Here is a 3,388-nt window from a genome sequence, read left to right on the forward strand (position 1 = left end):
TCGCGGGCTTCAGGTTGTCGGCTGGCGGCGGCAGGCGCCGGCGCCCTCGCTACACTTCACGGAACAATCCGCATCCACCCCGGCCTGGCCGGCAGCGCGGGGCTGGCGCAGGCCCGTCGCCCCGGCGGCGACTCCACCCGGCCGCCGGGGGCGAACGGGCGTCGCTGAAAGCCGCGTGTTCCGTTACCATAGCCGGCTTTTTGCGGGAGGTGTCCATGGCGCAGTATCAACCGGGTCAACGCTGGATCAGCGACAGTGAAGCAGAATTGGGGCTGGGAACCATCCTGGCGCTCGACGGACGGCTGCTCACCGTGCTCTATCCGGCCACCGGGGATACCCGCCAGTACGCCGAGCGCAACGCCCCGCTGACCCGCGTGCGCTTCGCCCCGGGCGACGAGGTGACGCATTTCGAAGGCTGGAAGATGACCGTCCGCGAGGTCGAGGAGGTCGACGGCCTGCTGGTCTACCACGGCATCAACTCGCACAACGACGCCAAGGTCCTGCCGGAAACCCAGCTGTCCAACTTCATCCAGTTCCGCCTGGCCAGCGACCGCCTGTTCGCCGGGCAGATCGACCCCATGCCCTGGTTCGCCCTGCGCTACCACACCCTGGAGCACCGCACCCGCCTGCTGCAATCCTCGCTCTGGGGCCTGGGCGGCGCCCGCGCCCAGCCCATCGCGCACCAGCTGCACATCGCCCGCGAAGTCGCCGACCGCATCGCCCCGCGCGTATTGCTGGCCGACGAAGTGGGCCTGGGCAAGACCATCGAGGCCGGCCTGGTGATCCACCGCCAGCTGCTCTCCGGCCGCGCCAGCCGCGTGCTCATCCTGGTGCCGGAGAACCTGCAGCACCAGTGGCTGGTGGAGATGCGCCGGCGCTTCAACCTGGAAGTGGCGCTGTTCGACCGCGAGCGCTTCGCCGAGAGCGACGCCAGCAACCCCTTCGAGGACAGCCAGCTGGCCCTGGTGGCCCTGGAGTGGATCAAGCGCGACGAGCGCGCCCAGGACGCCCTGTGCGCCGCCGGCTGGGACCTGCTGGTGGTCGACGAGGCCCACCACCTGGTCTGGCACCCCGAGCAGGCCAGCCCCGAGTACCAGCTGGTGGAAACCCTGGCGCAGATCATCCCCGGCGTGCTGCTGCTCACCGCCACCCCGGAACAGCTCGGCCTGGACAGCCACTTCGCGCGCCTGCGCCTGCTCGACCCGGACCGCTTCCATGACCTGGAGGCCTTCCGCCAGGAAAGCAGCCAGTACCGCCCGGTGGCCGAGGCGGTGCAGGAACTGATCGACCACGGGCGCCTGTCGCCCACTGCCCGCGAGGCCATCCACGGCTTCCTCGGCGACGCCGGCAGCGACCTGCTCGGCGCGGTCGAAGGCGGTGACGAAGAAGCCCGCGCACGCCTGGTCCGCGAGCTGCTCGACCGCCACGGCACCGGCCGCGTGCTGTTCCGCAACACCCGCGCCGCGGTGCTCGGCTTCCCCGAGCGCCGGCTGCACCCCTACGCCCTGCCGAACCCGGTGGAGTACATGGAGCTGCCGATCGGCGAGCACCCGGACCTGTACCCGGAGGTGAGCTTCCAGGCGCAGCTCGACGACAGCACCGACGAGAACGCCCGCTGGTGGCGCTTCGACCCGCGCGTGGAATGGCTGATCGACACCCTGAAGATGCTCAAGCAGTTCAAGGTGCTGGTGATCTGCGCCCACGCCGAGACTGCGCTGGACCTGGAAGACGCCCTGCGCCTGCGCTCGGGCATCCCGGCCACGGTGTTCCACGAGGGCATGAGCATCCTCGAACGCGACCGCGCGGCGGCCTACTTCGCCGACGAGGAATTCGGCGCCCAGGTGCTGATCTGCTCGGAGATCGGCAGCGAAGGCCGCAACTTCCAGTTCGCCCACCACCTGGTGCTGTTCGACCTGCCGGCCCACCCGGACCAGCTGGAACAGCGCATCGGCCGCCTCGACCGGATCGGCCAGCAGCACACCATCCAGCTGCACGTGCCGCACCTGGAAGGCAGCCCGCAGGAACGCCTGTTCCAGTGGTACCACCAGGCACTCAACGCCTTCCTCGCCACCTGCCCCACCGGCAACGCCCTGCAGCACCGCTTCGGCCCGCGCCTGGTGGAGCTGCTGGACGGCGGCGACGACGAAGCCTTCGCCGCCCTGCTCGAAGAAGGCCAGGCCGCGCGCCTGGCCCTGGAGGCGGAGATGCACAGCGGCCGCGACCGCCTGCTGGAGCTGAACTCCGGCGGTGCCGGCGAGGGCGAGGCGCTGGTGGAGGCCATCGAGGAGCAGGACGACGAATTCGCCCTGCCGATCTACATGGAGAAGCTGTTCGACACCTACGGCATCGACAGCGAGGACCACTCCGAGAACGCGCTGATCCTCAAGCCCAGCGAGAAGATGCTCGACGCCAGCTTCCCCCTGGGCGACGACGAAGGCGTGACCGTCACCTACGACCGCGCCCAGGCCCTGGTCCGCGAGGACATGCAGTTCCTCACCTGGGAACACCCCATGGTCCAGGGCGGCATGGACCTGGTGCTGTCCGGCTCGCTGGGCAACACCTCGGTGGCGATCATCAAGAACAAGGCGCTCAAGCCCGGTACCGTGCTGCTGGAGATGCTCTTCGTCAGCGAGGCGGTGGCCCCGCGCAAGCTGCAGCTGGGCCGCTTCCTGCCGCCGGTGGCGCTGCGTTGCCTGCTCGACGCCAACGGCAACGACCTGGCCGCCCGGGTGTCCTTCGAGACGCTGCACGAGCAGTTGGAAAGCGTACCGCGCGCCAGCGCCAACAAGTTCGTCCAGGCCCAGCGCGACGTGCTGGCCAAGCAGTTCTCCGCCGGCGAGGCCAAGGTCGCCCCGCGCCACGCCGAACGCGTGGAGAAGGCCCGCCAGCAACTGGTGGCTAGCCTCGACGAGGAACTGGCGCGCCTGACCGCGCTCAAGCAGGTCAACCCCAGCGTGCGCGACAGCGAGCTGGAAGCCCTGCGCACCCAGCGCGACGAGAGCCTGGCCCTGCTGGACAAGGCCTCGCTGCGCCTGGAGGCGATCCGCGTGCTGGTCGCCGGCTGATCCGCGCCACGCCGAAAAGGCCGCCCCGGGAAACCGCGGCGGCCTTTTTCATGCCCGCCCAATTGGCGTCACCCCGTAGGAGCGGACTCCGTCCGCGATTTCGCGGGCAGGGCCCGCTCCTACAGGTTGCAGGGAAGCACGGTATGCCTCCCCCGTAGGAGCGGACCTTGTCCGCGATAGCCGGACGATCCGGCGCGATTCGCGGATGAGATCCGCTCCTACGCTGCCCCACTCACGCCATTCCCATGTAGGAGCGCGCCCTGCGCGCGAAATCGCGGGCAGGGCCCGCTCCTACAGCTCAGGCATTCCCCTCCCCACCACCG

At 69.8% G+C, this 3,388-nt stretch carries 1 protein-coding gene; it reads left to right on the forward strand.

Going from position 1 to position 3,388, the window contains the following annotated elements; all coding sequences use genetic code 11:
• Positions 1-209 precede the first annotated feature (209 nt).
• The gene (gene rapA, locus DK254_RS02910; RefSeq protein WP_177412019.1) at positions 210-3,065 is read left to right on the forward strand and encodes an RNA polymerase-associated protein RapA; all 2,856 of its coding nucleotides are present in this window, start codon (positions 210-212) and stop codon (positions 3,063-3,065) included.
• Positions 3,066-3,388 lie beyond the last annotated feature (323 nt).

It is taken from the genome of Pseudomonas sp. RW407 (genome assembly GCF_003176655.1).
Taxonomy (GTDB): Bacteria; Pseudomonadota; Gammaproteobacteria; order Pseudomonadales; family Pseudomonadaceae; genus Pseudomonas; species Pseudomonas delhiensis.